The sequence below is a fragment of the Naasia sp. SYSU D00948 genome, from assembly GCF_017916515.1.
GTDB lineage: Bacteria > Actinomycetota > Actinomycetes > Actinomycetales > Microbacteriaceae > Naasia.
The window spans coordinates 2,320,710-2,347,180 of sequence record NZ_JAFMTA010000001.1; the positions used below are offsets into that span (position 1 = coordinate 2,320,710).

Consider the following 26,471-nt stretch of genomic DNA (forward strand, 5'->3'; position numbering starts at 1 on the left):
CGATACGGCCCAGGATGCCGTACGGGCACGCACGAGATGCGTTGCCGCGGGGGTGCCGTACGCGCCTCCTGGCGGTGGGGCCTCAGGTCACCGGGCGAGGACCGCCATGTTGCGCAACTCGCCGAGCAGGTCCTCGAGTCCGTGCACGAGGTCGGGCAGCACCAGCACCGCGCCCGTCTGGCGCAGGCGCTCGACGGAGAACACGCCGGTCGCGACCGCGACGAACGGGATGCCCGCGGCCTTCGCTGCCAGATCGTCCGTGGGGGTGTCGCCCACGATGACGTGCGGGTCGTCGCCGAGGGCGGCGGCCGCGGCGGCGGTGACGTCGGTGCGCTGGCGGGCCTGGCCGCCGAAGAAGGAGTGCTCCCAGTCGAAGAGGTCCGGGTCGAGCCCGGCGCCGAGGAACTTGGCCCGTGCCCGGGTAGTCGAGTTGCCCGTCAGGATCGCGTTCGTCCATCCCGCGGCTGCGACCGCTGCGAGCGCCTCCCGTGCTCCCGGCACGAGCTCGCGCCGGTCCCCGCCGTCGATGTGCCGCTCCAGTGCGAGCTCGTCAAGCCGCGCCGCGACCGCGTCCTGGAACGCCGGGTCCAGGCCGTACTCCGCGAGGCGCTCGGCGATGATCTGCCCGTCGACCTTGCCGTGCTCGGCCGGACGTGGACCGAGGGGAGTGAAGCCGGTCACCTGCTTGACCGCCTCGTCGTAGAGGCCGCCGCCGAAGCGGGCGTTCTTGAGCAGGGTTCCGTCGATGTCCCAGAGCACGTACTTCGGCATGCGCTCCACGGTACCCGTGGCGCAGGTCCGGTCCGCCGCCCATTGGGGCGACCGCCGCTCGTGCGAGTGAGGAGCAAGCGGCCCGGCGACGGCTCGGACCTCAGGGTCATAAGCAACCGGGTCGCTCCTTCTTCTGTCGGCTCTGCAACCGTCCTGCGTGCCCGCGCGAAGCCTGCCGGAAACATGAGGTCGATAGCGTTCCGGCGGCCCTACGCCCGTGGTGCGGCGGCAGGCGCGGAGGAAGGATCTGCACATGGACACGTCCCGGCTCGCGAAGAGCTTCACCCTGACCCTGCCGTCCTGGATCGACGACGAGCTCGCGGACGTGCCCGAGACGCTGCCGACCCGTGAGGACCGGATGCGGCTCGTGCATAGGCTCGCGGCCCGCAACTTCCGTGAGGGCAACGGCGGTCCCTTCGCGGCGATCGTCGTCGAGTCCGAGAGCGGCCGCGTGCTGTCGGTGGGTGTGAACGTCGTGCTCTCGACGAACATCAGCTCGGGTCACGCCGAGATGGTGGCCCTCGGCACGGCCCAGGCCCGGATCGGGAGCTGGGACCTCGGCGGCGAGGGCCAGCCGGCGCACGAGCTGGTCGTCAACTGGCGGCCGTGCGCCCAGTGCTACGGCGGGACGCTGTGGTCGGGCGTCACCACGCTGGTGGTGGCCGGGGACGGGCCCGAGCTCGAGGAGCTCACAGGCTTCGACGAGGGACCCGTGCGCGAGGACTGGGCTGAGCAGTTCGAGCGCCGCGGCATCACGGTCGTGACCGATGTGCTCCGGGAGGAGGCGCTCGCCGTGTTCGCCGACTACGGGCGCTTCACAGCCGAGACCGGCGCGACCGTCTACAACGCCCGCGCCACCGGGTCGCACGCGCACTGACCGCTGAACCCGCTCCCGCTCCGGGCCCTCGCGGATCAGGACTGCCGCCCGTTCTCGCACGCGGTTCAGGAGAACACGCCATCCTGCGCCGAGCGAGTCCTGATCCGCGCAGATCTCCTGATCCGCGAGACCGCCCGACCACGAGGACCGCGGGACGGCGAGACCGCGGGAACGAGCGACGCCGAGCGGGATGCCAGCGGCGGATCCCGGCGCTCGGCCCGACAGTCCAGCCGGCCGAGGGACAATGGATGCCGTGCCGAGCGCGCTTCCCCTCGCGGACCCGGCCCCTGCGGACGGCCTGCTGCCCGAGTCCGCGGCGGGTGGGGCGACCGAGCGCGCCTTCGGGGTGTACCTCCACGTGCCCTTCTGCCGGGTCCGCTGCGGCTACTGCGACTTCAACACGTACACCGCGGACGAGCTGCGGGGCGTGCGCCGGGACGACTACGCCGGGCATGCGGTCGCCGAGGTCGCCTTCGCGGCCGGCGCGCTCGAGGCCTCCGGCGTCCCGGCCCGGCCGGCGAGCACGGTTTTCTTCGGCGGCGGCACGCCGACCCTCCTGTCGGTCGCGGACCTCGCTCTGATGCTGGACGCCGTCCGCAACCAGTTCGGCCTCGTGCCGGGCGCCGAGGTGACCGTCGAGGCGAACCCGGACTCCGTCGATGCGACCTCGCTCGCGGCCCTCGCCGCCGCGGGCGTCACCCGCGTGTCGTTCGGGATGCAGTCCGCGGTCCCGCACGTGCTCGCGACTCTCGAGCGCACCCACGACCCCGACCGCATCCCGCTCGTCGTCGGGTGGGCGCGCGCCGCGGGACTCGAGGTCAGCCTCGACCTCATCTACGGTACCCCCGGCGAGAGCCTGGCCGACTGGCGCCGGTCGCTGGAGGTGGCGGTCGCACAGCACCCGGACCACCTGTCGGCGTACGCGCTCATCGTCGAGGACGGCACGAAGCTCGCTCGGCAGATCCGGTCCGGCCAGGTGCCCGCTCCCGACGACGACCTGCAGGCGGACATGTACGAGCTGGCGGACGGCCTGCTCGAGGAGCACGGGTACTCCTGGTACGAGGTGAGCAACTGGGCTCGTGCCGATGCCTCGGGACGCCCCGATCCCCGGCACAGGTCGCGCCACAACCTCGCCTACTGGACGGGCGAGGACTGGTGGGGGATCGGTCCGGGCGCGCACAGCCACGTCGGCGGCGTCCGCTGGTGGAACGCCCGGCACCCCGCCGCCTATGCAGATCGCATCCTGCAGGGGCAGTCGCCGGCCGTCGGCCGGGAGGTGCTCACGCCGGAGACGCAGGCACTGGAGCGTGTGCTGCTCGAGTCCCGGCTCCGCGACGGCATGCCGACCGAGGCGCTCACGGCTGATGCGCGACGCGAGGTCGCCGGCCTCATCGCCGACGGGCTCGTCGAGCCGGCGCAGGCCCTGCGCGGCCGTGTCGTGCTCACGCTCCGGGGCAGGCTGCTGGCCGACGACGTCGTCCGCCGCCTCACCTGATCCACTCGGCTCACAACGGGCGCCCGCCATCCGCGGGTCGGCAACCCGGCCCGGATCAGGAGCCGCAAGGCCGAGGATCGGCACGGTCCACCTGCGCGGATCAGGACCCGCCCGCCGCTGCCCGGCGTGTCTTCCTGAACGGCGCGCGGAAGCGCCCGCGGATCCTGATCCGCGAGCGATCTCCTGATCCGCGCACAATCTCCTGATCCGCGAAACCCCCGCCGTCACCCGAGCCGCGGCGGGGGAGGAGCGTCAGCGGATGAACTTGATGGTGAGCGGGTACTGGTACAGCTCGCCGGAGTTCGCCTTCATGGCCGCGATGATGCTGAACACGATGATGACGACCCAGACGGCGAGGAGGATGAGGAACCCGATCAGCAGCAGCGTCAGCACGCCGCCGATGATCGTGGCGATCAGCATCGTCAGCTGGAAGTTGAGGGCGGTCTTCGTATGCTCGGCCACGAACGCCCCGCGGTCCTTGAGGACCAGGTAGGTGATCAGGGGAACGATGAAGCCGAACAGGATCCCGCCGATGTGGGTGAGCGTTGCCCAGAGCCGCTGGTCCTGCGGCGACAGCGGCTGCGCCGGCTGATAGCCGGCGCCCTGGGGAGGCGGAGGAGGGGGCGGAGTGGTCATGAGCATCCTTCGACTGGGAGTTGAAGCCCAGTAAAGCGCACGGGCCGGGATCCTTGAAGGTTCCCGGCCCGTGCGAGTCGCAGGGCGGATGCGATCAGCTCACTTGATGAGCCGCAGCGCGAACGGGTACCGGTACGTGCCGCCGCCGTTCACCTTGACGCCGCCGATGATCGGGAACACGATCTGCGCGGCGAGGATCGCCAGGAACAGGACGAATCCGAGCAGCCAGCCCACGAACGGGATGAACAGGAAGATGAAGTTGAGGACCCAGTAGGCGACCCAGGCGATCACGACCGTGATCTGGAAGTTGAGGGACTCCTTGCCCTCCTGGTTCGTGAGGCGGCCGCGGTCCTTGAAGACCAGCCAGATGATGAGCGGCGGGATGAAGCCCAGGACGCCGCCGAAGTGGGCGAACGACGCCCACTGCTTGTCCTCGGCCGGGCTGAGCGGCGCGGCGGGGGCTGCGCCGGACGGGGTGTAGGGCTGCTGGGGGTGGCCGGCGGCCGGCCCCTGCGGCGGGAGATTGGTGTCGGACATTGGAGGTGCCTTTCTCTGTGATGCGCATCGCGCCTAGCGGCTCGATTCTGGCGAGCATCAGCCGCGGCAATTCGGGAACATCCTCGTGGTGCAATGTCCCTGCAATGACGCAGAAACGCCGCATTCCCCGGTAGAATTGGCACTCAATACACGCGAGTGCCAGAGGTGAGGAGGAGCCGGGATGGTATCCGAGCGGGGACTCGAGGTGCTGCGCGTGATCGTGCAGGACTACGTGGCCTCGCGGGAGCCCGTCGGCTCCAAGACGATCGTCGACCGGTACGGCTTCGGGGTCTCCGCGGCGACGATCCGCAACGACATGGCGCAGCTCGAGGAGGAGGAGCTGATCGCGGCTCCGCACACCTCGTCCGGCCGCGTCCCGACGGACAAGGGGTACCGCGTCTTCGTGGACCGGCTGTCCGAGCTCCGGCCCCTGAGCCCCGCCCAGCGGCATGCGATCGAGACCTTCCTCGGGTCGTCCGTCGACCTCGACGATGTCCTGTCGCGCACCGTGCGGCTCCTGTCGCAGCTGACACACCAGGTCGCGCTGCTCCAGTACCCCACGCTCTCCCGCTCGACCATCCGGCACATCGAGGTCGTGCTGCTGGCGCCGACGCGGCTCCTCACGGTGCTGATCACGGACGGCGGCCGCGTCGAGCAGCGGGTCGTCGACCTGCCGGGCGAGATGGACGCGACGGTGCTCGACGAGCTGCGCGTCCGCCTCAACACGGTGCTCGGCGGCTGCCCGCTCGCGGAGGCGCCCGACCGGCTCGGCGGCCTGTCCGGCTCGTTCCGCCCGGAGGTCGCCCCGCTGGTCGACCCCGTCGCCCGCTCGCTCGTGGAGCAGGTGCTGGCCGGGAGGCAGGATCGCTTCCTGCTCGCGGGCACGGGCAACCTGGCGCGCACCGAGAAGGACTTCCCGGGCAGCATCCACCCGGTCCTCGACGCCATCGAGGAGCAGGTCGTGCTCCTCAAGCTCTTCAGCGAGATGGCGCACGACTCGGGCGACGTGGCGGTGAGCATCGGCCGCGAGAACGCGGCGTTCGGCCTCGCGGAGGCCTCTGTGCTGTCGAGCGGCTACAGTTCCCCCTCGGGCGAACTCGCGCGCCTCGGCGTGCTCGGCCCGACGAGAATGGACTACTCCAACAACATGGCGGCCGTGCGGGCCGTCGCCCGATACCTCTCCCGCCTGCTCGGCGAAGGATGACGCCGCTCCTGCCCAGGCTCGCGCGCGTCCGAAAGGCTCCCCTGAATCGTGGCTGACCACTACGAGGTGCTCGGCGTCTCCCGAGACGCGAGCACCGAAGAGATCAAGAAGGCGTATCGCCGGCTCGCGCGCGAGCTCCACCCCGATGTGAACCCCGGCGCCGAGGCGTCGGAGCGGTTCAAGCAGGTGACGCACGCGTACGACGTGCTGAGCGACCCGCGGCAGCGTCAGCAGTACGACCTCGGCGGCCGGCTGGGCGGCGGCGACGCCGGCGGCTTCGCGGGCTTCGGCGACATCTTCGAAACGTTCTTCGGCGGAGCGACCCGCGCGGGCGGACCCCGCTCGCGCCGGGAGCGCGGGGCGGACGCGCTGCTGCGGGTCGAGGTGGACCTCGACGACGTGATCTTCGGCACGCACCGGGAGGTCGAGGTGGACACGGCGGTGCTGTGCGACACCTGCAACGGCACGTGCTGCCAGCCGGGGACGAGCCCGGTCACCTGCGACATCTGCGGCGGCTCCGGGCAGATCCAGCGGACCGTCCGGTCGCTGCTCGGCAACGTGATGACCTCGAGCCCGTGCGGCGTGTGCCGCGGCTACGGCACCGTCATCCCGAACCCGTGCGCGACGTGCGCGGGCCAGGGCCGGGTCCGGGCGCGACGGACGGTCCCCGTGGACATCCCCGCCGGCGTCGAGACGGGTCTCCGCCTCCAGCTGCCCGGTCAAGGCGAGGTGGGCCCCGCGGGCGGGCCGAACGGCGACCTCTACCTGGAGGTCAAGGTCCGCCATCACGAGACCTTCAGCCGGAGCGGCGACGACCTGCTCGCGACCCTCGAGATCCCGATGTCGGATGCGATCCTTGGCACCATGACGACCATCCACGGCCTCGACGGCGACGTCGAGCTCGAGATCCGGCCGGGAACGCAGAGCGCCGAGATCCTCACGGTGAAGGGGCGCGGCGTCACGCGTCTGCGCGGGCAGGGCCGCGGCGACCTCAAGATCGGCATCCAGGTCGTCACTCCCACGAAGCTGGACCGGCACGAGCGGGACCTCATCGAGAAGTTCGCGGCCCGCTACAAGAAGCAGAAGCCGCAGCTCGCCCAGTTCCAGCAGGGACTGTTCGGCAAGCTCCGGGACCGCTTCCTCGGCATCTGACCGGTGGCGCACCTCTACCTCGCCACCCACCTCGACGGCGTCGACCCGGGCGCCATCGTCCGGGTGGAGGGCACCGAGGCGCGGCACGCCGCCACCGTGAGCCGGATCCGGGCCGGCGAGGGCGTCCTGGTCGGGGACGGACGCGGGATCCTCGTGGCCGGCACAGTAGCGGCCGCCACGCCGTCGGCGCTCGAGGTGCGCGCCGAGCGCGTGGACCGCATCCCGGCCCCGGACCGGGAGGTCGTGCTCGTCCAGGCGCTTGCGAAGGGCGACCGGGACGAGCTCGCCGTGCAGGCCGCGACCGAGCTCGGGGTCGACCGGATCATCCCGTGGCAGGCGGACCGGAGTGTCTCGCGGTGGGCCGGGCCGAAGGCCGAGAAGGGCCGGGAGCGATGGGCCGCCATCGTCCGGGAGGCGGTCAAGCAGTCGCTGCGGGCGTGGATCCCGGAGGTCGCGCCGCTGGCCGGCCGGAGGGAGCTGGAGCAGCTCGCCGCGACGCACGCCGTGATCCTGCTCGAGCCGACGGGATCCGTGCCCTTCGCCGACGCGGTCCGTGCCGCGGCCGATCGCCCGCTCGCGATCGTCGTGGGACCCGAGGGCGGCATCTCGGACGGCGAGCTGACGGCGCTGACGGCCGCGGGCGCGGTCGCCGCCCGCCTCGGTCCGACCGTGCTGCGCACCTCCACAGCGGGTCCGGCGGCACTCGCGGCACTCGGCGTCCTCACCGGCCGCTGGTCGTAGCGCCGCCGCCTCCGCCCGCCCCTTTCGTGACGGCCCGACCCGTCGAGATGCCACTTGGTGCTGCCATTCCACGCGTATGACAGCACCAACTGGCACTTCGACGGGGGATAGGGTGCCGGGCCACCGCACGCGGTGGCGCCGGCGGGCGACGCGCTAGCACATGTACGCCCGCCGCGTACTCCCCGGTGCCCAGGGAGCGGCCGACCGTAGAATCGGGACCGTGGTCTCGATCTTCTCGCGCATCCTCTCGGGGGACATCCCGGGCGAGATCGTGCACGAGACCGACCGGCTCTTCGTGATCCGCGACATCGCGCCGAAGGCGCCCGTGCACCTGCTCGTGATCCCCAAGACGGAGCAGTACGCGAACGTCGTGGAGCTCGCAGCGGAGGACCCGGCCCTCCTCGCGGAGATGGTCGCGGTCGCCGGTGATCTGGCGGGCGGGGACTTCCGCCTGATCTTCAACACGGGCGAGGGCGCCGGCCAGACGGTGTTCCACGTCCACGCCCACGTACTCGCGGGCGGTCTATCGGAAGGATCCCTTGGCGACTGACGCGACCCCGCACGACGGACGGCAGGAGTCGGACGCGGAAGTCCGCGTCGCGGTGGACGGAGTCGCCATGGTGCGGCTGCTCGGACCTCAGGACCGGTTTCTGAAGCAGATTGAGTCCCGGTTCCCGCGCGTGTCCCTCCTCGCCCGCGGCAACGAGCTCACGCTGCGCGGGGAGCGCGGCGAGGTCGAGGCGGCCCGCCGCCTCATCGAGGAGCTCCTGCAGATGGTCCGCAACGGGCAGGAGCTCAACCCCGTCGACGTGGGCAGCTCCGCCCGCATCCTCGAGAGCGACCCGTCGTCCAGCCCCTCGGAGCTGCTCGGGCAAGCGATCCTCACCGCGCGCGGCAAGGCGATCCGCCCCAAGACGCTGGGGCAGCGCGAGTACGTCGACGCGATCGACAAGAACACCATCGTGTTCGGGATCGGCCCCGCCGGCACCGGCAAGACCTACCTCGCGATGGCGAAGGCCGTGCAGGCCCTCCAGCGCAAGGAAGTCAGCCGCATCATCCTGACCCGTCCCGCGGTGGAGGCGGGGGAGCGCCTCGGCTACCTCCCGGGCAGCCTCACGGACAAGATCGACCCGTACCTGCGGCCGCTCTACGACGCGCTCAACGAGATGCTCGACCCGGAGATCGTGCCGAAGCTCATGGCGACGTCGACGATCGAGGTCGCCCCGCTCGCGTACATGCGCGGCCGCACCCTCAACGACTCCTTCGTCGTGCTCGACGAGGCGCAGAACACGACGCCCGAGCAGATGAAGATGTTCCTCACCCGGCTCGGCTTCGGCTCGAAGATGGTCGTCACGGGCGACATCACCCAGATCGACCTGCCGACGGGCGCCAGCGGACTCCAGCTCGTCACGAAGGTGCTGAAGGACATCCCGGACATCCACTTCTCGCGGCTCACGAGCGACGACGTGGTGCGGCACGCTCTGGTCGGGAAGATCGTCGACGCGTACACGACGTACGACCAGACGCAGCTCGCCCGCCAGTTCGAGCGTCGGCCGGAGCGGGCCGAGCGCGCGCACGAGCCGGAAGGCGCGCGGGTCCCCGGCGACTACCGTCCGCCGCAGAACCGGGCGGAGCGCCGATCGCAGGACGGCTTCGGTTCCGGTCGGAGGAACGGATGAGCGTCGAGGTCAACAACGAGTCCGGCGTCCCGGTCGACGAGGCCGCGATCCAGCGGCTGATCACGTTCGCGCTGGACTCCCTGCACGTCCACCCGGACGCCGAGGTCGCCGTCGTGTTCGTCGACGAGGCGGCCATGGAGCAGCTGCACGTCCAGTGGATGGACGAGCCCGGACCCACGGATGTCCTCAGCTTCCCCATGGACGAGCTCCGGCCCGGCACCGAGGAGCACGAGACGCCGCCCGGGCTGCTCGGCGACATCGTCGTCTGCCCCCAGGTGGCGCAGGTGCAGGCCGAGCAGGCGGGGCACTCCCTCCTCGACGAGATCGAGCTGCTCACCGCTCACGGGCTCCTGCACCTCCTCGGCTTCGACCACGCCGAGCCGGAGGAGGAGCGGGAGATGTTCGGCCTCCAGCGCGACATCCTCGCCGGCTTCGCGGCTGACGAGAAGAAGCGCGGCTCCCGGCGACGATGACCCTCTGGCTGATCCTCACCGCCTTCCTCCTGGTCGCGTTCGCCGGGCTGATGGCCGCCGCGGACTCCGCGATCGGGTCGCTGTCGCGGGCCGACATCCTCGACCTCGCCCTCACCGCGCGCGCCAGGCGCTCCCTGGTCGCGATCGCGGAGGACAGCGGCGCGCACGTCAACGCGATCAGCTTCATGCGTGTCACGTCCGAGACGACCGCGGCGGTCCTCGTCACCTTCGCGCTCGCCAACGCCATCGACGAGCTGTGGCTCGCGCTCCTGCTCTCGGCGCTCACCATGACCGCCGCGTCGTTCGTGCTCGTCGGCTCCAGCCCGCGCAGCGTCGGGCGCGCGCACGCGACGACCGTGCTGCGGTTCGCGGCACCCATCGTGCGCGGGGTCCGGGTCCTCCTCGGCCCGATCGCGAACGCGCTCGTCGTCCTCGGCAACTGGGTCACCCCCGGGCGGCCTCGCGCCGCGACGTTCACCTCGGAGGACCAGCTGCTCAGCATGGTCGACGAGGCGACCGAGCTCGACGTCCTCGAGGAGGGCGACCGCGAGCTCATCCACTCGATCTTCGAGTTCAACGACACGCTCGTGCGCGAGGTGATGATCCCGCGCACCGACATGGGCACCATCGACCGGACCGCGACCGTCGGCGAGGCGATGGACCTGTTCCTCTCCCGCGGCTACTCGCGCCTCCCGGTCACCCGCGACAACGACGTGGACGACATCGTCGGCATCCTCTACCTGCGCGACCTCGCCCGGCTGCTCCACCAGCGCAGCCAGGACGCGGAGACCCTCGGGATCGAGGACTTCGTGCGGCCCGCCCTGTTCATCCCGGAGTCCAAGAAGGCGGATGCGACCCTCCGGCAGATGCAGGTCGAGTCGAATCACATCGCGATGGTGGTCGACGAGTACGGCGGCATCGCGGGCCTCGTCACGATGGAGGACCTCATCGAGGAGCTCGTCGGCGAGATCTCCGACGAGTACGACCGCGCCGGGGACGAGATCGAGCGCCTCGCGGACGGCGTCTACCGCGTGAGCCCGCGTCTCCCGATCGACGAGCTCGGCGACCTCTTCGACCTCGAGCTGGAGGACGAGGACGTCGACTCGGTCGGGGGGCTTCTCACGAAGGCGCTGGGCCGCCTGCCCGAACGCGGCTCCGTGGCGCGTGTCGCGGGGCTCCTCCTCACCGCCGAGCGGACGGACGGGCGCCGGCGCCGGCTCAGCGCCGTGCGCGTCGAGCGCGACCCGGAGGCGCCGTTCACGGATGAGGAGGCCCTCCGCGCGACCCTGCCGGACGGGACCCACGTCCGGACCAGCGGACCGGATCCGATCGCGCTGCGCGGAGGCGTCGACGAGGACTCGTCCGAGGACGTCGAGCCGAGCACGGTGGAGGCGGCGAGATGACGCACCGCGCGGGCTTCGTCTCCTTCGTCGGACGTCCGAACGTCGGCAAGTCGACCCTCATGAACGCCCTCGTCGGCGAGAAGGTGGCGATCACCTCGCCGAAGCCGCAGACCACCCGCCGCGCGATCCGCGGCGTCGTGCACGCGCCCGAGGGGCAGCTGATCGTCGTCGACACCCCGGGTGTGCACCGCCCGCGGACGCTGCTCGGCGAGCGGCTCAACGACCTCGTGGCCGCCACTCTCGGCGACGTCGACGTGATCGCGATGTGCTTTCCGGCGGACGAGCCGATCGGCCCCGGTGACCGGTTCATCAACACCTCGCTGGACGACTACCCGCGGGCGAAGAAGGTCGCCGTCGTCACGAAGGTGGATGCGGCCTCCCGTGACCGCGTCGCCGAGCAGCTGCTCGCCGTCTCCCAGCTGCGCGAGTGGGAGAGCCTCATCCCCGTCTCGGCGACCGACGGCATTCAGCTCGACGTCCTCGTGACGGAGCTGCTCGCCCTCATGCCCGAGTCCCCGCCGCTCTACGGCGAGGGCACCGTCACCGAGGAGAGCAGCACCGACCGGATCGCGGAGCTCGTGCGCGAGGCCGCGCTCGAGGGCGTCAGCGAGGAGCTGCCGCACTCCATCGCCGTCACCGTCGAGGACCTCGTCGAGCGCGAGGACAAGGACCTGCTCGAGATCTACGCGAACCTCTACGTCGAGCGCGACAGCCAGAAGGGCATCATCATCGGCAAGGGCGGCAGCCGCCTCGCCGGGATCGGGACCCGCGCACGAGCGTCGATCGAGCCGCTGGTCGGCAAGCCGGTGTACCTGTCGCTGCGGGTGAAGGTGGCCAAGGAGTGGCAGCGCGACCCGAAGCAGCTCGGCCGCCTCGGCTTCTGACGCCGCACTCTCACGACGAGCTGACCCTCCCCTCGAAGTGCCACCTGGTGCTCCCAAACGGGCGGAATGGGAGCACCAGGTGGCATCTCGACGGGGAGGAACACCCCTAGCCTGGGAGCGGATGGGGGGCGGATGCCGAGCTGGATGGAGACGGTCAGCATCGTCGACGGGCCCCTCTTCTCCGGGGTCTTCGCCGTCGCGGGCACCCTGCTGCTCGTCCTCCTGAGCCCGGCGCCGTGGCAGCTGCGGCCGCTGCGGCGCCACGTCCTCGTCGCCGCGATCGCGGCGCTGACCGGCGGTGCCGTCGGCGCCCTCGCGACCTGGCTCCTCGGGGACGTGCTGAACATCTTCGGCATCTCGCTCACCTGGGTGGTCCGCTGGGCGAACGCGCTGGCGGGCGCGGCGGCGGGAATCGCGATCGCGGCGCTCGTCCGGACCCGCTGGCCCCGCAAGGTCCTCGCCGTCCTCACGCTCGTCGTCACCGCGCTGGGCCTCGGGATGGTCATCAACGTCGACTTCGGCCAGTACCCGAGGCTGGGGGACGCGCTCGGCACGACGTACACGGCGGCGGCCGACCTGCCGCCGCGAGTCGAGGCCGCGCCGCCGGTCGAGCAGTGGACGCCGCCGCAGGACCTTCCCGACCGCGGCCACGTCGGACGGGTCACCATCCCGGCCACCGTCTCCGGGTTCCCGGCGCGGCCGGCGTACGTGTACCTGCCGCCCGCCGCCCTCGCCGAGGAGCCTCCGGCGCTGCCGGTCGTCGTGGCGCTCGCCGGGCAGCCGGGGGAGCCGGCCGACATGTTCCGCGCGGCGGGCATCGACACGATCCTCGACGACCTCGCGGAGGAGCACGAGGGACTCGCCCCCATCGTCGTCGTGCCCGACCAGCTCGGCAACCCGACCGAGAACCCCATGTGCGTCGACGGCGAGCTCGGGAACTCGGCGACCTACCTCACCGTCGATGTCCCTGCCTGGATCCGCGCCCGCCTCAACGTGTCCGCCGACCGGACCGACTGGACCATCGCCGGGTTCTCCCAGGGCGGCACCTGCTCGCTCCAGCTCGGCGCCGGGCACCCCGAGCTGTTCGGCGCCCTCCTCGACATCGCAGGCGAGGAGGCCCCCACCCTCGGCTCGCCCGAGGCCACCGTGGATCGCGGCTTCGGCGGCGACGCGGAGGCGTACCGCGCCGCGACCCCGGCCGCGCTCCTCGAGGCCGGCGCCCCGTACCGCGACACCGTCGCCGTCTTCGTCGCCGGGGAGAACGACAGGAAGTACTCTGCCTCCATGCGGACGGTGTCCGCACAGGCGGCCGAAGCCGGCATGGCGGTGACCGTCCTGGTCTCGCCGCGCACGGCTCACGACTGGAACACCGCGCGCTTCGGGCTGCGCGAGGGGTTCGAGCGGCTGCTGCCACGGTGGGGGATCGGATGAGGCGCATTCGGCGCGAGGCGCTGCGGCATCCCGCCACGCTGATGCTGGCGGGACTGATGGCGCTGCTCGGCGTCCTCACGGCGCCCGTGCGCATGCTCGCCGAGGAGCCGTTCCGCCGCCTCGTCGGAACCGGTCTCGGCACCGTCGAGGACGCCTCCTGGTCGCCGTTCACGTACGGGCTCTTCGCCGACCACCCCCTCGAGCTCGGCGTCGCCCTCGTCGCGCTCGCCCTGCTCGTCGCGCCGGCGGAGCGGCTCATGGGCGCCTGGCGCACGCTGCTCGTCGCGCTCCTCGCCCCGGCCCTCGGCGCCTCCGCGGGGATGCTGCTGCAGGGCGCCGACATCCTCGGTCTGGGCGCCTGGAACGACGGCCGCGCCGTGATCGACCCGCTCGCCCCCGCCGTCGGGGCGCTCATGGCGGCGAGCGTCTCCGCCGTCCGGCTGTGGCGGCGGCGGATCCGGATCCTCGGCGTGTCGGCGCTGCTGCTGATGGTCCTGTACTCGGGCACGAGCGTCGACCTCTTCCGGTTCCTGACGGCGCTCGCGGGACTCGTCCTCGGCCTGGTCCTGCTCGCGGAGCGCCGGCCCACCGTCACCTGGGCGCGGAGCTCGCAGCACGAGGCGCGGACGCTGCTCGCCGGCCTCGTCCTCGCCGCGGCCGTCGCTCCGTTCGCCGCCATCGCGAGCGGGATGCCGTGGGGTCCGCTGCATCCGCTCGGACTGCTGCTGCAGCCGGGCGCGAGCGGGGCGGCCGGCTGCGCCGACCAGGTCGCCACCCCCGCCTGCGTCGCGGAGCTGGCGCTCGCACGGCTCTCGGGTCCCGGCCCGGTCCTGCTGTCGGTCCTGCCGCTGCTGGTCCTCGCCCTCGCGGCGTACGGGATGCTGCGCGGGCGCCGCGTCGCGGCGTGGCTCGCCGCGACGGTCAACCTGCTCCTCGCCGGGCTGGCGGCGTTCTACTTCGTGATCCTGCCGGCGGTCCCCGACGGCGACCAGCTCGAGCTGGTCGCCCCGGATCGGGCGCTCGTGCCGATCGCGCTCTCGGTGCTGCTCCCGCTCGGCCTCGCCGTCCGGATCGCGTTCGCGCTCCCGCACTTCACGGTCCGTCCCGGCTGGCCCGCGCTGCGCCGCTACCTCGGCACCATCGCGGCTGCGGCAGCGGGAAGCGCCGTCCTCTACGTCGGCGCCGGTTTCCTCCTCCGCACGCAGTTCGAGCCGCCGGTGACCCTGTTCGCCCTCCTCGTCGACCTGCCCGAGCGCTTCGTCCCGGTCGGCTACCTGACGCTGCGCGAGCTCCAGTTCGTCCCGGCCGGCCTCGCCGCCGACCTCGTCCACGCCTGGGTCGGTCCCGCGTTCTGGGCCGTCGTCCTCGTCGCCACGGCGGTCGTCATATACGAGGCGGCCGGACGCGAGAAGGCCGGCGACCTCGGGCGCATCCGGGCCATGCTGAGGCAGGAGGGATGCGGCTCCCTCTCCTACATGGCCACCTGGCAGGGCAACGACTACTGGTTCACCGACGACGGCCGCCTCGCGGTGGCCTACCGCGTGGTCTCCGACGTCGCCCTGACGACCGGGCCGCCCATCGGGCCGCGCGCCGGCCGCGCTGAGGCCGCGCTCGCGTTCGCCGCCCACTGCGGGGACAACGGCTGGATCCCGGCGTTCTACGGCATCGACGAGGGTCTGCGGAGCGCGCTGCAGGAGCGGGGCTGGCACGCCACAGAGGTGGGGGACGACGCCGTGCTGGACCCGCAGACCCTGGTGATGGCGGGCAAGCGCTGGCAGGACGTCCGCACGTCGCTGAACCGGGCGCGGAAGCTCGGCTTCACCGACGAGTGGACGACGTGGGAGCAGCTGGGACTCGCGGCGCGCAGCCAGATCGAGGCGATCAGCGAGGACTGGGTCGCCGCCCGGAACCTCCCGGAGATGGACTTCACCCTCGGCGGCCTCGACGAGATGCAGGACCCCGAGGTCCGTCTGCTCCTCGCCGTCGATCCCGCCGGGCGGATCGATGCGGTGACCAGCTGGCTCCCCACCTACAGCGAGGGGGAGGTGATCGGCTGGACGCTCGACGTCATGCGCAGGCGGGCGGACAGCATGAACGGCGTCGTCGAGTTCCTGATCGCCCGGATGCTGCATCGGGCGAAGGAGCGCGGCCTGAGCTTCGTCAGCCTGTCGGCGGCGCCGCTCTCCCGGGCGGTGCAGCCGACCGGCGACCTCGCCGGATCCGTGCTCGGCTTCCTCGGCCGGCGCCTGGAGGCGCTCTACGGCTTCCGCTCGCTCCTCGCCTTCAAGCTCAAGTTCCAGCCCGTGTTCCGGCCGCTGCACCTGGCGTTCCCCGACGCCGTCATGCTTCCGCCGGTCGCGATGGCGATCGCGCGCGCCTACCTGCCCGAGCTCACGATGCAGCAGGCGGTGACCCTGACCCGGTCGCTCGTGTTCGCGAGCGACGCGGGCCGGGCCGCCGGACCGAAGGTGCCGACCCGCTGACGGTCAGTCGCCGTCCCGGTCGATCGTGACGCTCTGGTCGCCGTGGTCGATCCGGAAGGTCAGCGCGCCACGGCGGACGCGCTCCTGCCCCTTGGGCACCTCCTCGGTCTCGACACCGGCCTCCTCGAGAACCGTGCGGAGCAGCGCGGCGCGCGCCGCCGGTTCCGGCAGCGTGGCGACGTACCACGCTGCACCCGATCCCGTCTCGTTGCGGGTCACCGCGGGGGAGCCCTCGAGCCCGGGCTCGGCGAAGCGGGCGAGCACCGCGGCCTCCCTCGGCCGGACGACCTCCGCCCAGTGCAGGCCCTCGGCTCGCCCGCCCACGATGTCGCCCTCGAACGGGACGTTGGGCACGGTGGCGGCCTCGGGGGTCACGTCCGCTCCCGCGTAGGGACCGATCGCGCCGGCGCTGGGGGAGAACTCCTCGATCCAGAGTCCCAGAGTCTCCTGGAGCCGGCCGAGGTAGCCGCCGAGCCGGACGTGCAGGTCCTCGTCGAGGATCGCCGTCTGGTGCGTCACGAGCAGGCGGCCGCCGGATGACGCGTACTCGTGCAGGCTCTCGAGCTGCGCGTCCGTCGCGACGAAGAGGCTCGGGACGAGGACGAGCCCGTACGCGCTGAGGTCGCTCTGCGGCTGGACGAAGTCGACGACGACGCCGAGCGCCTGGAGGGAGCGGTGCCAGGCGAAGACGCCGGACAGGTAGGGGACCGCGGTGGGGGACGCGGGCTGCTCGATCGCCCACCAGCTGTCCCAGTCGAACACCATGGCGACGCGGGCCGGCACGCGGGTTCCGACGACCTCGTCGGAGAGCTCCTTCAGCTCCCCGCCGAGCGCCTCGATCTCACGCCACACCCGGGTGTCCGTGCCGCCGTGCGGCACCATCCCCGAATGGAACTTCTCCGCCCCGGCGGCGGACTGCCGCCACTGGAAGTAGAGGATGCCGTCCGCACCGCGCGCGACCGCCTGGTAGGACCAGGCACGCATCTGGCCCGCCGCCTTCGGCTTGTTCCGCTGCCGCCAGTTGACGGCGCTCGGCGCCTGCTCCATGAGGATCCAGGGCTGACCGCCGCGCAGCGACCGCATGAGATCGCGGGACATCGCGGCGAACTCGATCGCGTCGGGATCCGCGGGGTCCGGATACGAGTCGTCGGCGATGACGTCGACCTCAGGCGCCCAGGCCCAGTAGTCGACGGGCTTGAAGAAGCCCATGAAGTTGGTCGTGATCGGGACGCCCGGCGAGACCCGGCGCAGGATGGCCACCTCGCTCCGGTAGCACTCGAGGAGCTCGCCGCTGCTGAACCGGTCGAAGTCGATCACCTGGGTCGGGTTCTGGAACGTGGGGGCGGACCGCGGCGGCAGGATCTCGTCGAACGAGTCGTAGCGCTGCGACCAGAACGCCGTGCCCCAGGCGCGGTTGAGCTCCTCGACCGTGCCGTACTTCTCCTCGAGCCACCGGCGGAACGCCTCCGCCGACACGTCGCAGTAGCAGCGCGGGACGTGGCAGCCGTACTCGTTGTTGACGTGCCACAGCTCGAGCGCGGGATGCTGCGCGTAGCGCTCCGCGAGAGCGGTCACGAGCCGGGCGGCGTGCTCCCGGTAGACGGGCGAGCTCGGGCAGTAGTGCTGCCGGCCTCCCGGCCACAGCGTCGTGCCGTCCTGGGTGACGGGCAGCATCTCGGGGTGGAGCTTGCTGAGCCACGGGGGAGGGGAGGCGGTCGCGGTGGCGAGGTCCACCCGCACGCCGCCGGCGTGGAGCCCGTCGAGCACCCGGTCGAGCCACTCGAAGTCGTACTCGCCGGGGCGCGGCTCGAGCTTCGCCCAGGAGAAGACGCCGACCGTCGCGAGGTTCACGCCGGCCCGCTGCATGAGCTGGACGTCCTCCTGCCACACCTCCTCCGGCCACTGCTCAGGGTTGTAGTCGCCGCCGTACCAGATGGGCATCCTCGTCCTCTCGTTTCGCCTTCTCGACGCTATGTGCCCCGCCGTCGCGGCGGGACGCGCTTCCCGTCCGTCTCGGGACGTGCTAGCCCTTCACGCTTCCGCTGGCCAGCCCCGTCTGCCAGTACCGCTGCAGGAACAGGAACGCGACGATCAGCGGGACGATCGAGACGAGGGACCCGGTGATCACCGTCGAGAAGAGCGCCTGCGCCCCGCCGCCCGCGGAGGCGGCGGCCTGGAGCTGCGCGAGCCCCACCGTCAGCGGGTAGAGCTCCGAGCTGTTCAACATGATCAGGGGCAGGAAGTAGTTGTTCCACGTGCCCACGAGGGCGAAGAGGAACACGGTCACGAGCCCCGGCCCGAGCAGCCGCATCCCGACCTGCCAGAAGATGCGCGCCTCGCCTGCCCCGTCGACCCGCGCCGCCTCGATGAGGGTGTCCGGGATCGCGTCCGCCGCGTAGACCCGCATCAGGTAGACCCCGAACGGGCTGACGAGCGACGGGATGATGATCGCCCACGGCGTGTCCGTGAGCCCGGCGCGTGCGAACAGCAGGTAGGTCGGCAGCGCGAGCGCCGTGAGCGGGATCATGATGGCCCCGAGCGTCAGGCTGAAGAGCGCCTTGCGGCCCGGGAAGTCGTACTTCGCGAACGCGTACCCCGCCATGGCCGCCAGCAGCGTCGCGCCCAGCGCGGAGACCACCGAGTAGAGCACCGTGTTGAGGATCCAGCGGCCGAAGATCCCGCCGCGGACCCCGAACAGCGTCTGCAGGTTCTCCATCAGGTTGAAGTCGCCGCCGAACCACAGGCCGAAGGTGGAGAAGAGGGCCGAGTTGCTCTTCGTGGACGAGACGAGCAGCCACCACAGGGGGAGGACGAAGTACAGCACGCAGATCCACAGCAGCACCGTGAGCAGCAGGCTCCGCCGCCGCTGCGGGTCGAATCGGCGCGTGCGGCGGGTGTCCGCGACTTCCTGAACCGGCACGGTGGCCCGGGCATCGATCGAGGTCATGATGCGGCCCTTTCCCGGCGCTCGCGGCGCTCTGTGCCGAGCTGGACGATGTACGAGGTCACGGCGATGACGATCCCCAGCAGGAAGGCGAGCGCCGCCGCGTAGTTCAGCTCGCGGTTGAGGAACGCGACGTTGTACGCGTAGTAGTTCGGGAGGATCGAGTTCGTGATCGCCTCACCCGCGATCGCATTGAGGAGGCTCGGCTCGGCGAAGAGCTGGAAGGTGCCGATGATCGAGAAGATCACGGTCAACAGGATCGCCGGGCGGATGGCCGGGATCTTGACGCTCCACGCCACCCGGAACTGTCCTGCTCCGTCGATCTCCGCCGCCTCGTAGAGCTCCGACGGGATCGACCGCAGGGCGGCGTACATGATGATCATGTTGTAGCCGACGAACTCCCACGTGACGATGTTCATCATCGCGTAGAGGATCGAGTCCCGGGTCAGGAACTCGGGAGTGCCGAGACCCACTCCCCGTGCCAGCTGGGCGATGGGACCGAAGTCCGGCCCGTAGAGATAGCCCCACATGAGGGTCGCGACGACCGCGGGCACGGCGTACGGCATGAAGATGAGCAGACGGATCGCCTTCGACCCGCGAGCCCTCGCGGAATCGAGCGCGAGGGCGAAGAGCAGAGCCAGGACGAGCATGATCGGCACCTGGATGACGAAGAAGAGTGCAGCCCGGCCGATGCTGCCCAGGAAGAGCGGGTCCGTGAGGGCGCGCACGTAGTTGGCGAGCCCGGCGAACGTCTCCCCGCCGACCAGCCGGCTCTCGAACAGGCTGAGGTAGCCCGAGTAGGCGAGCGGAACGATCAGCATCGCGACGAACACGACGAAGAAGGGCAGGACGAACAGGTACGCCGCGACGTTCTGCCGGCGCTTGGCGGTGCTCGCCTGCCGTTTGGGCGGTGAGGTGGCGGGGCGCTCGGCGGTGAGCGCCGTCGAAGAGGTCACAGCTGCTCCTGTGGGGTGCGGAGGGTGGAAGAGGCCGGAGCGGGGCGCCCGCCGGACACGGGCGCCCCGCGGAGCGTCACTCGACGGTGAAGCCCTGGTCCTCGGCGTAGCTCACGAGCTGGTCCTGCCACTCGTCGAGCGCGGCCGCGATGTCGCCCTTGCCGGCGATCACCGGTGCCATCGTGTCCTCGTAGCTGGAGTACACGTACTCCATGAACGGCAGCCACTGGAAGTCGGTGTCGACGGTCTCCGAGATCTCCGCGAAGAGCGCGTTCACCTGCTGGCCGCCGTAGAACTCCGACTCCTGCTCGAGGAACGCCGGGTCCTCGAGCACCGAGTTCTGGGGCGGGAAGAGGAACTGCTCGGTCGCCAGCTTGAGAGCGGACTCCTCGTCGTGGTTGATGAACTTCGTCAGCTCGTACGCGGCGATCGGGTTCTCGCTCGAGGCGAGCACCGCGTCGGACGAGCCGCCCCAGTTGCCCGAGACCTGCTGGCCCTCCTCCCACTGCGGAAGCGGTGCGGCTCGCCAGAGACCGGACGTGCCCTCCGCCGTGCCCTGGAGGAACACCGGGCCCCACGCCGCCGTCAGCCAGCCGGCGTACTTGCCGTTCGCGAGGCCCTGGTACCACTGGTCGTTGAAGTCGACGTCCGTGGAGATCAGGTCCTGCTGGATCAGGTCGGTCCAGTACGCGGCGACCTCCTTCGCCTCGTCGCTGTTGACGTTGATGCTGACGGTCTCCTGGCCGTCGTACGCGAAGGGCTTCGCGCCGGCCTGCCAGAAGAACCCGATGAGCTGCCCCGCCTGCGTGGCCCCGAGGTTCGAGATGTACGACCCCGTGGCGTCCTTCACGGCCCGCGCGGCGGTCGCGTACTCCTCCCAGGTCCCCGGAGGCTCGGTGATCCCGGCCTGGCTGAAGATGTCCTCGCGGTAGAGGTGACCCATCGGACCGACGTCCTGCGGGATGCCCCAGACCGCCTCGTCCGGCGCGACCTGCTTCCAGGCCCACTCCACGTAGTCGCCCGAGAGGTCGCCCGCGCCGTACGGCGAGAGGTCGAGCAGGGACTCGGTGAGCACGAAGGAGGGGATGTACTGGTACTCGATCTGTGCGACGTCCGGCGCGCCTTCGCCCGCCTCCAGCGCGCTGCGCAGCTTCTGGTAGTGCGGCAGGCCCTGTCCCACGTTCTCGACGGTCACGTCGATCTCCGGGTACTTCTCCTCGAACAGGGCGACCTCGTTCTCGATGTCGGGCACCCAGGTCCAGAAGGTGAGCTCGGTCGGGGTGTTGAGGGCCTCCTCGATCTCCTCCTCGGAGGCGGGCCCCGCCTGTCCGCCGTTCTCGGCGGGTCCTGAGCAGCCGGTCATCGCCACCGCGGCCGCGACCGCGAAAGCACCCAGCGCCGTTGCTGTTCTGCGTGAGGTTCTCATCGTGTTCTTTCGGTGGAAGGGACGGGGGACTCGGGCGAGTCCTCCGGGATCTCGAAGGCGAGCGCTGCCCGCGGTTCGAGGGTCACGGTCGCTCCGGCGCCGTGGCGGTCCCCGGAGACGAGGTCGAGGAGCGGGGCGGGAGCCACCACCGCGGCCGGCTCGGCCGACCAGTTCGCGACGAAGGCGACGCGCCCGCGGCCGGTGCGTCCCGTGGAGACGGTGACGGAGGCGGGCGCCTGCCAGTGCGCATGGACCGTGTCGGGCACGAGCCAGCGGCCGACGCTGCGGGCGAGGGCCGGGTCCGGGACGGTGCCGAGATAGCTGACGCGCCCGCGGCCGTGCGCCCGGGTGGTCAGGGCGGCGCGCGCGCCGAGCTCCGTCGGGGCGTACTCGAGCAGCACGTCGGCGTCGTCGACCTCCAGCACGTCGACCCAGTCGGTGCCGGCCGCGCCCGGCTCGAGGTCGAGGACCGCCGACGTCGCGGTGACGGGAAGCGGCTCGGAGAGGTTGCTGTACTCGTCGTAGTGAACTCCGGCCGGCTCCGCGAGGATGTGGGGCGCCACGGCGAGGCGCGCCCGCGCCAGCTCGTCCCCGTAGCCGGTGCGGATGCCGACGACCAGGTGACCGCCCGCCTCCGCATACCGGACCAGCGCCTCGAGGACCGCGTCCTCGGCGACGTACGCGGCGGGGGCGACGAGGACGGGGAACCGGCGTGCGAGCTCCTCGGGGTCCGCCTGGAGGAACTGGCGGAGGTGCTGGACCCGGAGCTGGGCGCCCGCCTCGAACAGTCCGCGGTAGAACGACTCGAAGATCTTCAGGTAGGCGCCCGGGTCGGGGTCCCCGTTCGGCAGCGCGAGCGGCGGGTGGAACTCGAACGACCACTTCGTGTCGGTGGAGTAGAGGAGGAGCGCGTCCGCGTCCGGCTCGTAGTCGTCCAGGGCCGGCCCGATCGCCTTCAGGGCGGCACCCAGCTCCGTCACCTCCCGGTAGATCCGCCCCGGCCGCTGGCTGTGCGGCAGGACGCCGCCCCAGTAGGTCTCGGTGCCGAAATGCAGCGTGTGCCAGTGCCAGTACTCGACCATGCGGCCGCCGCGGGCGAGCAGCGCGAACGCGGCCTGCTTGAGCTGCCCCGGGTAGGGCGGGTGGTTCTGCCAGGGGCCGCCGATCGACTGGGCGTCCGTCTCCGTCACGAGGTACTGCGCCTGGGCGGACGACCAGGCGCGGTCGCCCCACTGGAAGAGGGCCCACACGCCGGTGTGCCACCACGGCTTCTCCCGGGGCACGTCGACACCGGCCGTGAGCCCGTCCTGCATCTTGTAGTAGGGGTTCCCGGCGACGACGTCGAGGGGACCGACCAGCTCGTCGTCGGACACCTGCGGGCGCGAGTACGAGATGCACGTGGTGATGAACTGGTCCTCGCGCGCGTACTGGCGGACGAGGTCCGCCTGCCACGCCATGAGGTCGGTGGCGAGCGTGCCCTGGAAGCGGCGCCACTCGAGCTGGTACTGCGGCAGCGAGTTGCCGTGCGGACGCCAGAGCTCGGACCAGTCGGAGAGGCGGTGCGACCAGTAGACGAGGCCCCACTCCTCGTTGAGCCGCTCGACCGAGCCGTAGCGGCGACGCAGCCAGTCGACGAAGCGCTGGAACGTCGCCTCGTTGTGGGGGAGCACGTTGCCCGGCTCGTTGTCGACCTGATAGCCGATGACGGCGGGGTGGTCCGCGTAGCGCTCGACGACCTTCCGCGCGATCCGCTCCGCATAGAAGCGGTACGCCGGGTGGCTCTGGTCCATCTCCTGGCGGGCGCCCCAGCCGATGCGGTTCCCGCTCGCGGTCTCCGCGGCGATCTCCGGGTGCAGCCGCTGGAGCCAGGGCGGGACCGCGTACGTGGGCGTGCCGAGGATCACGCCGATGCCGCGCTCGTGGGCCCCGTCGAGGACCGGCTGCAGCCAGTCGAGGTGGAACTCGCCCTCGCGCGGCTCCCAGGTCGACCACACCGACTCGCCGACACGGATGACGGTGAATCCCGCGTCCCGCATGAGGTCGAGGTCCCGCTCCAGGGTGCCGCTGGGCTGGTACTCGGCGTAGTAGGCGGCGCCGAAGAGGACGCCCGAGAAGCGCGGATTGCCTGTCACCATCGACTCTTTCCGGCCGATGTTTTCGGAAACATCGACGCTCGGGCCAGCGTAGCCAGGGCGCCCGCGGGCGGCAATACCCCCGTGGCGTCAGAGTCGCCGAGTGGACTTCCGCACGACGAGCTCGGGGACCGCGAGCATCGGCGCCACGTCGGAGCCGGACTCCTCGATCCGCGCGATGAGCGTCTCGACGATGTACTCGCCCTCGGCCTCGAAGTTGATCGCGACGGTCGTGAGCGGCGGGCGGAGGAACCTCGCCTCCGGCATGTCGTCGGTCCCGATGACGCTCACGTCCTCGGGCACGGCGCGTCCGTCGCGCTCCAGGGCGGAGATGACGCCGATCGCCATGCTGTCGTTGGCGGCCGCGACCGCCGAGACCTCACGGTCGTGGAGCGGCAGCGCCGTCCACGCCGCGTCGCCGGACGCGGCGGACCAGTCGCCGGCCTGCACCCACGCCACGTGCCCCCCGTGGGTCCGCACCTCGTCGACGAAGCCGCTCAGTCTCTTCTCCGCGGCGACCCAGGACCGCGGCCCGCTGACGTAGCCGACCCGCCGGTGCCCGAGATCGAGGAGATGCTGTGCGGCCAGGCGGCCCGCGCGCTCGTTCGCCGACATCGTGTCGCCCCAGGCGACCATGCTCGCGTCGATCAGGAGCGGGAGGTCGAGCGCCCGGCTGCGCAGCGTCGCGAGCACCGCCTCGGTCTGAGCGGTCGCGATCACTCCGGCGACCTGGTGCTCGAGGACGATCGAGAGAGCCGTCTCGACCGAGGCCGCATCGTCACCGGTCATGGACACGATGTCGAGGACGTAGCCGCGGTCCCGGGCGGCCTTCGTTGCGCCCGCGATGATCCGGGCGGGCCCCGCCTGCTCGAGCCGGTGGGCGAGGACGCCGATCCGGTTGGTGCGCTTCGCCTTGAGCAGGCGGGCGGCCGAGTTCGGGCGGTACTCGAGCTCGTCGAGGGCGTCCTGCACGCGCTCGCGGGTCTCCGGGCGGATGCCCTGGTATCCGTGCAGGTACCGGCTCACCGTCTGGTGCGACACGCCCGCACGCCGGGCGACGTCGTAGATGGTGGGGGCCTTCACGGGTTAATTGATAGCGCTCCCGGGGCCGGGCGGTACCTCCCTTTTCGCGGGGAGCGCGGTCCTCCGCGGCCTGGGGACGGGCCGCGCCCCCGTGTTACCCTGGGCCCGTGCTTCTCGTGGGTGCGCTTCTCCTTAGCCGCCGCGACGGGTCCTAGTTCTCAGGCCTTCCCCGTCGCGGAGAGTTCGCGAGCGCCTGACCACAGACAGCGCAAGGAGAAGGACCCGTGCAGAACAACCAGAAGCCCTCGTCGATGCCCGTGCATCGCTACCGTCCCTACCTCGACACGTTCCGGGTCGACTTGCCCGACCGCACCTGGCCGGGCAAGCGGATCACTCAGGCGCCCCGGTGGTGCGCGGTGGACCTCCGTGACGGGAACCAGGCCCTCATCGACCCGATGAGCCCCGAGCGCAAGCGGATCATGTTCGATCTGCTCGTCCGCATGGGCTACAAGGAGATCGAGGTCGGCTTCCCCTCGGCCAGCCAGACCGACTTCGACTTCGTCCGGCAGCTCATCGAGCAGGACGCGATCCCGGACGACGTGACGATCCAGGTGCTGACGCAGTCCCGCGAGCACCTCATCCGCCGCACGTACGAGTCGCTGCGCGGGGCCAAGCAGGCCATCGTGCACCTCTACAACTCGACGAGCGTGCTGCAGCGCGACGTCGTCTTCCGGACCGGCAAGCAGGGCATCATCGACATCGCGCTCGAGGGGGCCCGGCTGTGCCGGTCGCTCGAGAGCGAGGTCCCGGGCACGACGATCTACTACGAGTACTCCCCGGAGAGCTACACGGGCACCGAGCTCGAGTTCGCGGTGGACGTCTGCAACCGCGTGCTCGAGGTGCTGGAGCCGACACCGGAGCGCAAGGTCATCATCAACCTGCCGGCCACCGTCGAGATGGCGACCCCGAACGTGTACGCCGACTCGATCGAGTGGATGAGCCGCCACCTGGCCCACCGGGAGAACGTGATCCTCTCCCTGCACCCGCACAACGACCGCGGCACGGCGATCGCCGCCGCCGAGCTCGGCTACCTGGCGGGCGCCGACCGCATCGAGGGGTGCCTGTTCGGCAACGGCGAGCGCACCGGCAACGTCGACCTCGTCGCGCTCGGCATCAACCTGTTCACCCAGGGCATCGACCCGCAGATCGACTTCTCGGACCTGGACGGCATCCGCCGCACCGCGGAGCACTGCAACCAGCTGCGGGTGCACGAGCGCAGCCCCTGGGCGGGCGACCTCGTCTACACCGCCTTCAGCGGCAGCCACCAGGACGCCATCAAGAAGGGCTTCGAGGCCATGGCCGTCGAGGCGAAGGCGCAGGGCAGGACCGTGGACGAGCTCGAGTGGGCCGTCCCGTACCTGCCCGTCGACCCCAAGGACCTGGGCCGCAGCTACGAGGCCGTCATCCGGGTCAACTCGCAGTCCGGCAAGGGCGGCGTCGCCTACCTGCTGAAGGCCGACCACGCGCTCGATCTGCCGCGCCGGCTGCAGATCGAGTTCAGCGGCGTCGTCCAGGCGAAGACCGACGCCGAGGGGGGCGAGGTGACGAGCGACGAGATCTGGGAGATCTTCATCGACGAGTACCTGCCCGCCCGCGACGAGGCGGACAAGTGGGGCCGCTTCGAGCTCAAGAGCACGCGCATCACGAGCGAGATGACGGGCATCGTCTCCCTGCAGGCGCGACTCCGCGTCGGCGACGACGTCGAGGACGTCGAGGGCAGCGGGAATGGCCCGATCGCGGCCTTCCTCGACGTGCTCGCCCGGCAGGGGATCGAGATCAAGCTCTACGACTACGTCGAGCACGCGCTCTCCGCGAGCGGCGACGCGCTCGCCGCGGCGTACGTGGAGCTCGAGGTCAACGGGCGCCGGCTCTGGGGTGTCGGCATCGACGGCGACAGCTCGACCGCGTCCCTCAAGGCGATCGTGTCGAGCGTGAACCGGGCGATCCGCGCCGAGATCGACGACCAGGTCGACCTGGCCCTCGTCTGACCTGTGGGTACGGTTGCCGCTCGGTGCAGCGGCGACCGTCCCTCGCGCGATGGCGCAGCGGGGCCGTTCCCTCGCCCTCAACAGGCAGAATCTTCGCCGACAGGCTTCCGACCCACGCTCGGGCCTGTTGGCCCCAGTAATGCCTGTTGAGGGCAGGATCGGCGGCTGCGCGCGAC

General features: G+C 71.3%; 22 protein-coding genes. 13 read left to right on the plus strand and 9 right to left on the minus strand.

The features are described 5' to 3' along the window. Nucleotides 1-87: 87 nt before the first annotated feature. Nucleotides 88-771: an HAD family hydrolase gene (locus tag J3P30_RS10970; protein ID WP_210481057.1), complete on the minus strand. Its 684-nt coding sequence runs from the start codon at nucleotides 769-771 to the stop codon at nucleotides 88-90. A gap of 253 nt (nucleotides 772-1,024) precedes the next feature. Here J3P30_RS10970 and J3P30_RS10975 point away from each other — a divergent pair, with 253 nt between their 5' ends. Continuing rightward, on the plus strand, nucleotides 1,025-1,648 hold the full coding sequence (locus tag J3P30_RS10975) for a nucleoside deaminase (RefSeq protein ID WP_210481058.1): 624 nt from the start codon (nucleotides 1,025-1,027) through the stop codon (nucleotides 1,646-1,648). A gap of 253 nt (nucleotides 1,649-1,901) precedes the next feature. Next, nucleotides 1,902-3,143, plus strand: a complete 1,242-nt coding sequence (gene hemW, locus J3P30_RS10980) for a radical SAM family heme chaperone HemW (RefSeq protein WP_210481059.1) — start codon at nucleotides 1,902-1,904, stop codon at nucleotides 3,141-3,143. A 252-nt stretch (nucleotides 3,144-3,395) separates the two neighbouring features. On the opposite strand, the gene J3P30_RS10985 is transcribed toward hemW, so the two are convergent. Together J3P30_RS10985 and J3P30_RS10990 are read right to left on the minus strand one after the other, a co-directional pair. Beyond that, complete coding sequence (locus tag J3P30_RS10985; RefSeq protein ID WP_210481060.1) at nucleotides 3,396-3,779, minus strand: DUF4870 domain-containing protein; 384 nt, start codon at nucleotides 3,777-3,779, stop codon at nucleotides 3,396-3,398. Nucleotides 3,780-3,878: 99 nt separating this feature from the next. Then, nucleotides 3,879-4,316, minus strand: coding sequence for a DUF4870 domain-containing protein (locus tag J3P30_RS10990; protein WP_210481061.1), 438 nt, complete (start codon nucleotides 4,314-4,316; stop codon nucleotides 3,879-3,881). Between the two features lie 181 nt (nucleotides 4,317-4,497). Between J3P30_RS10990 and hrcA the strand changes: the two genes are divergently transcribed. The 10 genes from hrcA to J3P30_RS11040 all read left to right on the plus strand — a co-directional run bounded on the left by hrcA (nucleotide 4,498) and on the right by J3P30_RS11040 (nucleotide 15,766). Continuing rightward, complete coding sequence (gene hrcA, locus J3P30_RS10995; RefSeq protein ID WP_210481062.1) at nucleotides 4,498-5,520, plus strand: heat-inducible transcriptional repressor HrcA; 1,023 nt, start codon at nucleotides 4,498-4,500, stop codon at nucleotides 5,518-5,520. A gap of 48 nt (nucleotides 5,521-5,568) precedes the next feature. Continuing rightward, on the plus strand, nucleotides 5,569-6,672 hold the full coding sequence (dnaJ, locus tag J3P30_RS11000; protein WP_210481063.1) for a molecular chaperone DnaJ: 1,104 nt from the start codon (nucleotides 5,569-5,571) through the stop codon (nucleotides 6,670-6,672). 3 nt (nucleotides 6,673-6,675) lie between these two features. After that, nucleotides 6,676-7,413 carry a 16S rRNA (uracil(1498)-N(3))-methyltransferase gene (locus J3P30_RS11005; protein WP_210481064.1) on the plus strand — a complete coding sequence of 246 codons (738 nt, stop codon included), beginning with the start codon at nucleotides 6,676-6,678 and terminating at the stop codon, nucleotides 7,411-7,413. 229 nt (nucleotides 7,414-7,642) lie between these two features. Further along, on the plus strand, nucleotides 7,643-7,963 hold the full coding sequence (locus J3P30_RS11010; protein WP_307807548.1) for an HIT domain-containing protein: 321 nt from the start codon (nucleotides 7,643-7,645) through the stop codon (nucleotides 7,961-7,963). A 67-nt stretch (nucleotides 7,964-8,030) separates the two neighbouring features. After that, the gene (locus tag J3P30_RS11015) at nucleotides 8,031-9,092 is read left to right on the plus strand and encodes a PhoH family protein (protein ID WP_210481975.1); all 1,062 of its coding nucleotides are present in this window, start codon (nucleotides 8,031-8,033) and stop codon (nucleotides 9,090-9,092) included. Further along, a complete protein-coding gene (ybeY, locus tag J3P30_RS11020; protein ID WP_210481066.1) occupies nucleotides 9,089-9,565 on the plus strand; it encodes an rRNA maturation RNase YbeY in 477 nt (158 codons plus the stop codon). Before J3P30_RS11015 ends, ybeY begins: the two co-directional genes overlap by 4 nt. Then, nucleotides 9,562-10,968 (plus strand): hemolysin family protein, encoded by a 1,407-nt coding sequence (locus tag J3P30_RS11025; RefSeq protein WP_210481067.1) that lies wholly within the window; start codon nucleotides 9,562-9,564, stop codon nucleotides 10,966-10,968. Before ybeY ends, J3P30_RS11025 begins: the two co-directional genes overlap by 4 nt. Next, nucleotides 10,965-11,852 (plus strand): GTPase Era, encoded by an 888-nt coding sequence (gene era, locus J3P30_RS11030; RefSeq protein WP_210481068.1) that lies wholly within the window; start codon nucleotides 10,965-10,967, stop codon nucleotides 11,850-11,852. The genes J3P30_RS11025 and era overlap by 4 nt, the downstream gene beginning before the upstream one ends. 132 nt (nucleotides 11,853-11,984) lie before the next feature. Then, a complete protein-coding gene (locus J3P30_RS11035; protein ID WP_210481069.1) occupies nucleotides 11,985-13,283 on the plus strand; it encodes an esterase family protein in 1,299 nt (432 codons plus the stop codon). Then, nucleotides 13,280-15,766, plus strand: coding sequence for a bifunctional lysylphosphatidylglycerol flippase/synthetase MprF (locus J3P30_RS11040; protein WP_210481070.1), 2,487 nt, complete (start codon nucleotides 13,280-13,282; stop codon nucleotides 15,764-15,766). The genes J3P30_RS11035 and J3P30_RS11040 overlap by 4 nt, the downstream gene beginning before the upstream one ends. Before the next feature lie 3 nt (nucleotides 15,767-15,769). Here J3P30_RS11040 and J3P30_RS11045 read toward each other — a convergent pair whose 3' ends face one another. From J3P30_RS11045 to J3P30_RS11070, 6 genes are all read right to left on the minus strand, one after another. Further along, nucleotides 15,770-17,707, minus strand: coding sequence for a beta-galactosidase (locus J3P30_RS11045; protein ID WP_210481071.1), 1,938 nt, complete (start codon nucleotides 17,705-17,707; stop codon nucleotides 15,770-15,772). 82 nt (nucleotides 17,708-17,789) lie between these two features. Beyond that, nucleotides 17,790-18,713 carry a carbohydrate ABC transporter permease gene (locus J3P30_RS11050; RefSeq protein WP_210481072.1) on the minus strand — a complete coding sequence of 308 codons (924 nt, stop codon included), beginning with the start codon at nucleotides 18,711-18,713 and terminating at the stop codon, nucleotides 17,790-17,792. Beyond that, nucleotides 18,710-19,666 carry a sugar ABC transporter permease gene (locus J3P30_RS11055; protein WP_307807479.1) on the minus strand — a complete coding sequence of 319 codons (957 nt, stop codon included), beginning with the start codon at nucleotides 19,664-19,666 and terminating at the stop codon, nucleotides 18,710-18,712. The genes J3P30_RS11050 and J3P30_RS11055 overlap by 4 nt, the downstream gene beginning before the upstream one ends. 76 nt (nucleotides 19,667-19,742) lie before the next feature. Further along, the gene (locus J3P30_RS11060; protein ID WP_210481073.1) at nucleotides 19,743-21,092 is read right to left on the minus strand and encodes an extracellular solute-binding protein; all 1,350 of its coding nucleotides are present in this window, start codon (nucleotides 21,090-21,092) and stop codon (nucleotides 19,743-19,745) included. Continuing rightward, nucleotides 21,089-23,227: a beta-galactosidase gene (locus J3P30_RS11065; protein ID WP_246852762.1), complete on the minus strand. Its 2,139-nt coding sequence runs from the start codon at nucleotides 23,225-23,227 to the stop codon at nucleotides 21,089-21,091. Before J3P30_RS11065 ends, J3P30_RS11060 begins: the two co-directional genes overlap by 4 nt. A gap of 87 nt (nucleotides 23,228-23,314) precedes the next feature. After that, on the minus strand, nucleotides 23,315-24,307 hold the full coding sequence (locus tag J3P30_RS11070) for a LacI family DNA-binding transcriptional regulator (RefSeq protein ID WP_210481074.1): 993 nt from the start codon (nucleotides 24,305-24,307) through the stop codon (nucleotides 23,315-23,317). Nucleotides 24,308-24,531: 224 nt separating this feature from the next. On the opposite strand from J3P30_RS11070, the gene leuA reads away from it, so the two are divergent. Next, nucleotides 24,532-26,295 (plus strand): 2-isopropylmalate synthase, encoded by a 1,764-nt coding sequence (leuA, locus tag J3P30_RS11075; protein WP_210481075.1) that lies wholly within the window; start codon nucleotides 24,532-24,534, stop codon nucleotides 26,293-26,295. Nucleotides 26,296-26,471 lie beyond the last annotated feature (176 nt).

Coding starts and splice junctions, on each gene's coding strand:
- J3P30_RS10970 (WP_210481057.1), bottom strand. CDS start 771: ATGCCGAAGTACGTGCTCTGGGACATCGACGGAACCCTGCTCAAGAAC.
- J3P30_RS10975 (WP_210481058.1), top strand. CDS start 1,025: ATGGACACGTCCCGGCTCGCGAAGAGCTTCACCCTGACCCTGCCGTCC.
- J3P30_RS10985 (WP_210481060.1), bottom strand. CDS start 3,779: ATGACCACTCCGCCCCCTCCTCCGCCTCCCCAGGGCGCCGGCTATCAG.
- J3P30_RS10990 (WP_210481061.1), bottom strand. CDS start 4,316: ATGTCCGACACCAATCTCCCGCCGCAGGGGCCGGCCGCCGGCCACCCC.
- hrcA (WP_210481062.1), top strand. CDS start 4,498: ATGGTATCCGAGCGGGGACTCGAGGTGCTGCGCGTGATCGTGCAGGAC.
- J3P30_RS11015 (WP_210481975.1), top strand. CDS start 8,031: ATGGTGCGGCTGCTCGGACCTCAGGACCGGTTTCTGAAGCAGATTGAG.
- ybeY (WP_210481066.1), top strand. CDS start 9,089: ATGAGCGTCGAGGTCAACAACGAGTCCGGCGTCCCGGTCGACGAGGCC.
- J3P30_RS11025 (WP_210481067.1), top strand. CDS start 9,562: ATGACCCTCTGGCTGATCCTCACCGCCTTCCTCCTGGTCGCGTTCGCC.
- era (WP_210481068.1), top strand. CDS start 10,965: ATGACGCACCGCGCGGGCTTCGTCTCCTTCGTCGGACGTCCGAACGTC.
- J3P30_RS11035 (WP_210481069.1), top strand. CDS start 11,985: ATGCCGAGCTGGATGGAGACGGTCAGCATCGTCGACGGGCCCCTCTTC.
- J3P30_RS11040 (WP_210481070.1), top strand. CDS start 13,280: ATGAGGCGCATTCGGCGCGAGGCGCTGCGGCATCCCGCCACGCTGATG.
- J3P30_RS11045 (WP_210481071.1), bottom strand. CDS start 17,707: ATGCCCATCTGGTACGGCGGCGACTACAACCCTGAGCAGTGGCCGGAG.
- J3P30_RS11050 (WP_210481072.1), bottom strand. CDS start 18,713: ATGACCTCGATCGATGCCCGGGCCACCGTGCCGGTTCAGGAAGTCGCG.
- J3P30_RS11060 (WP_210481073.1), bottom strand. CDS start 21,092: ATGAGAACCTCACGCAGAACAGCAACGGCGCTGGGTGCTTTCGCGGTC.
- J3P30_RS11065 (WP_246852762.1), bottom strand. CDS start 23,227: ATGGTGACAGGCAATCCGCGCTTCTCGGGCGTCCTCTTCGGCGCCGCC.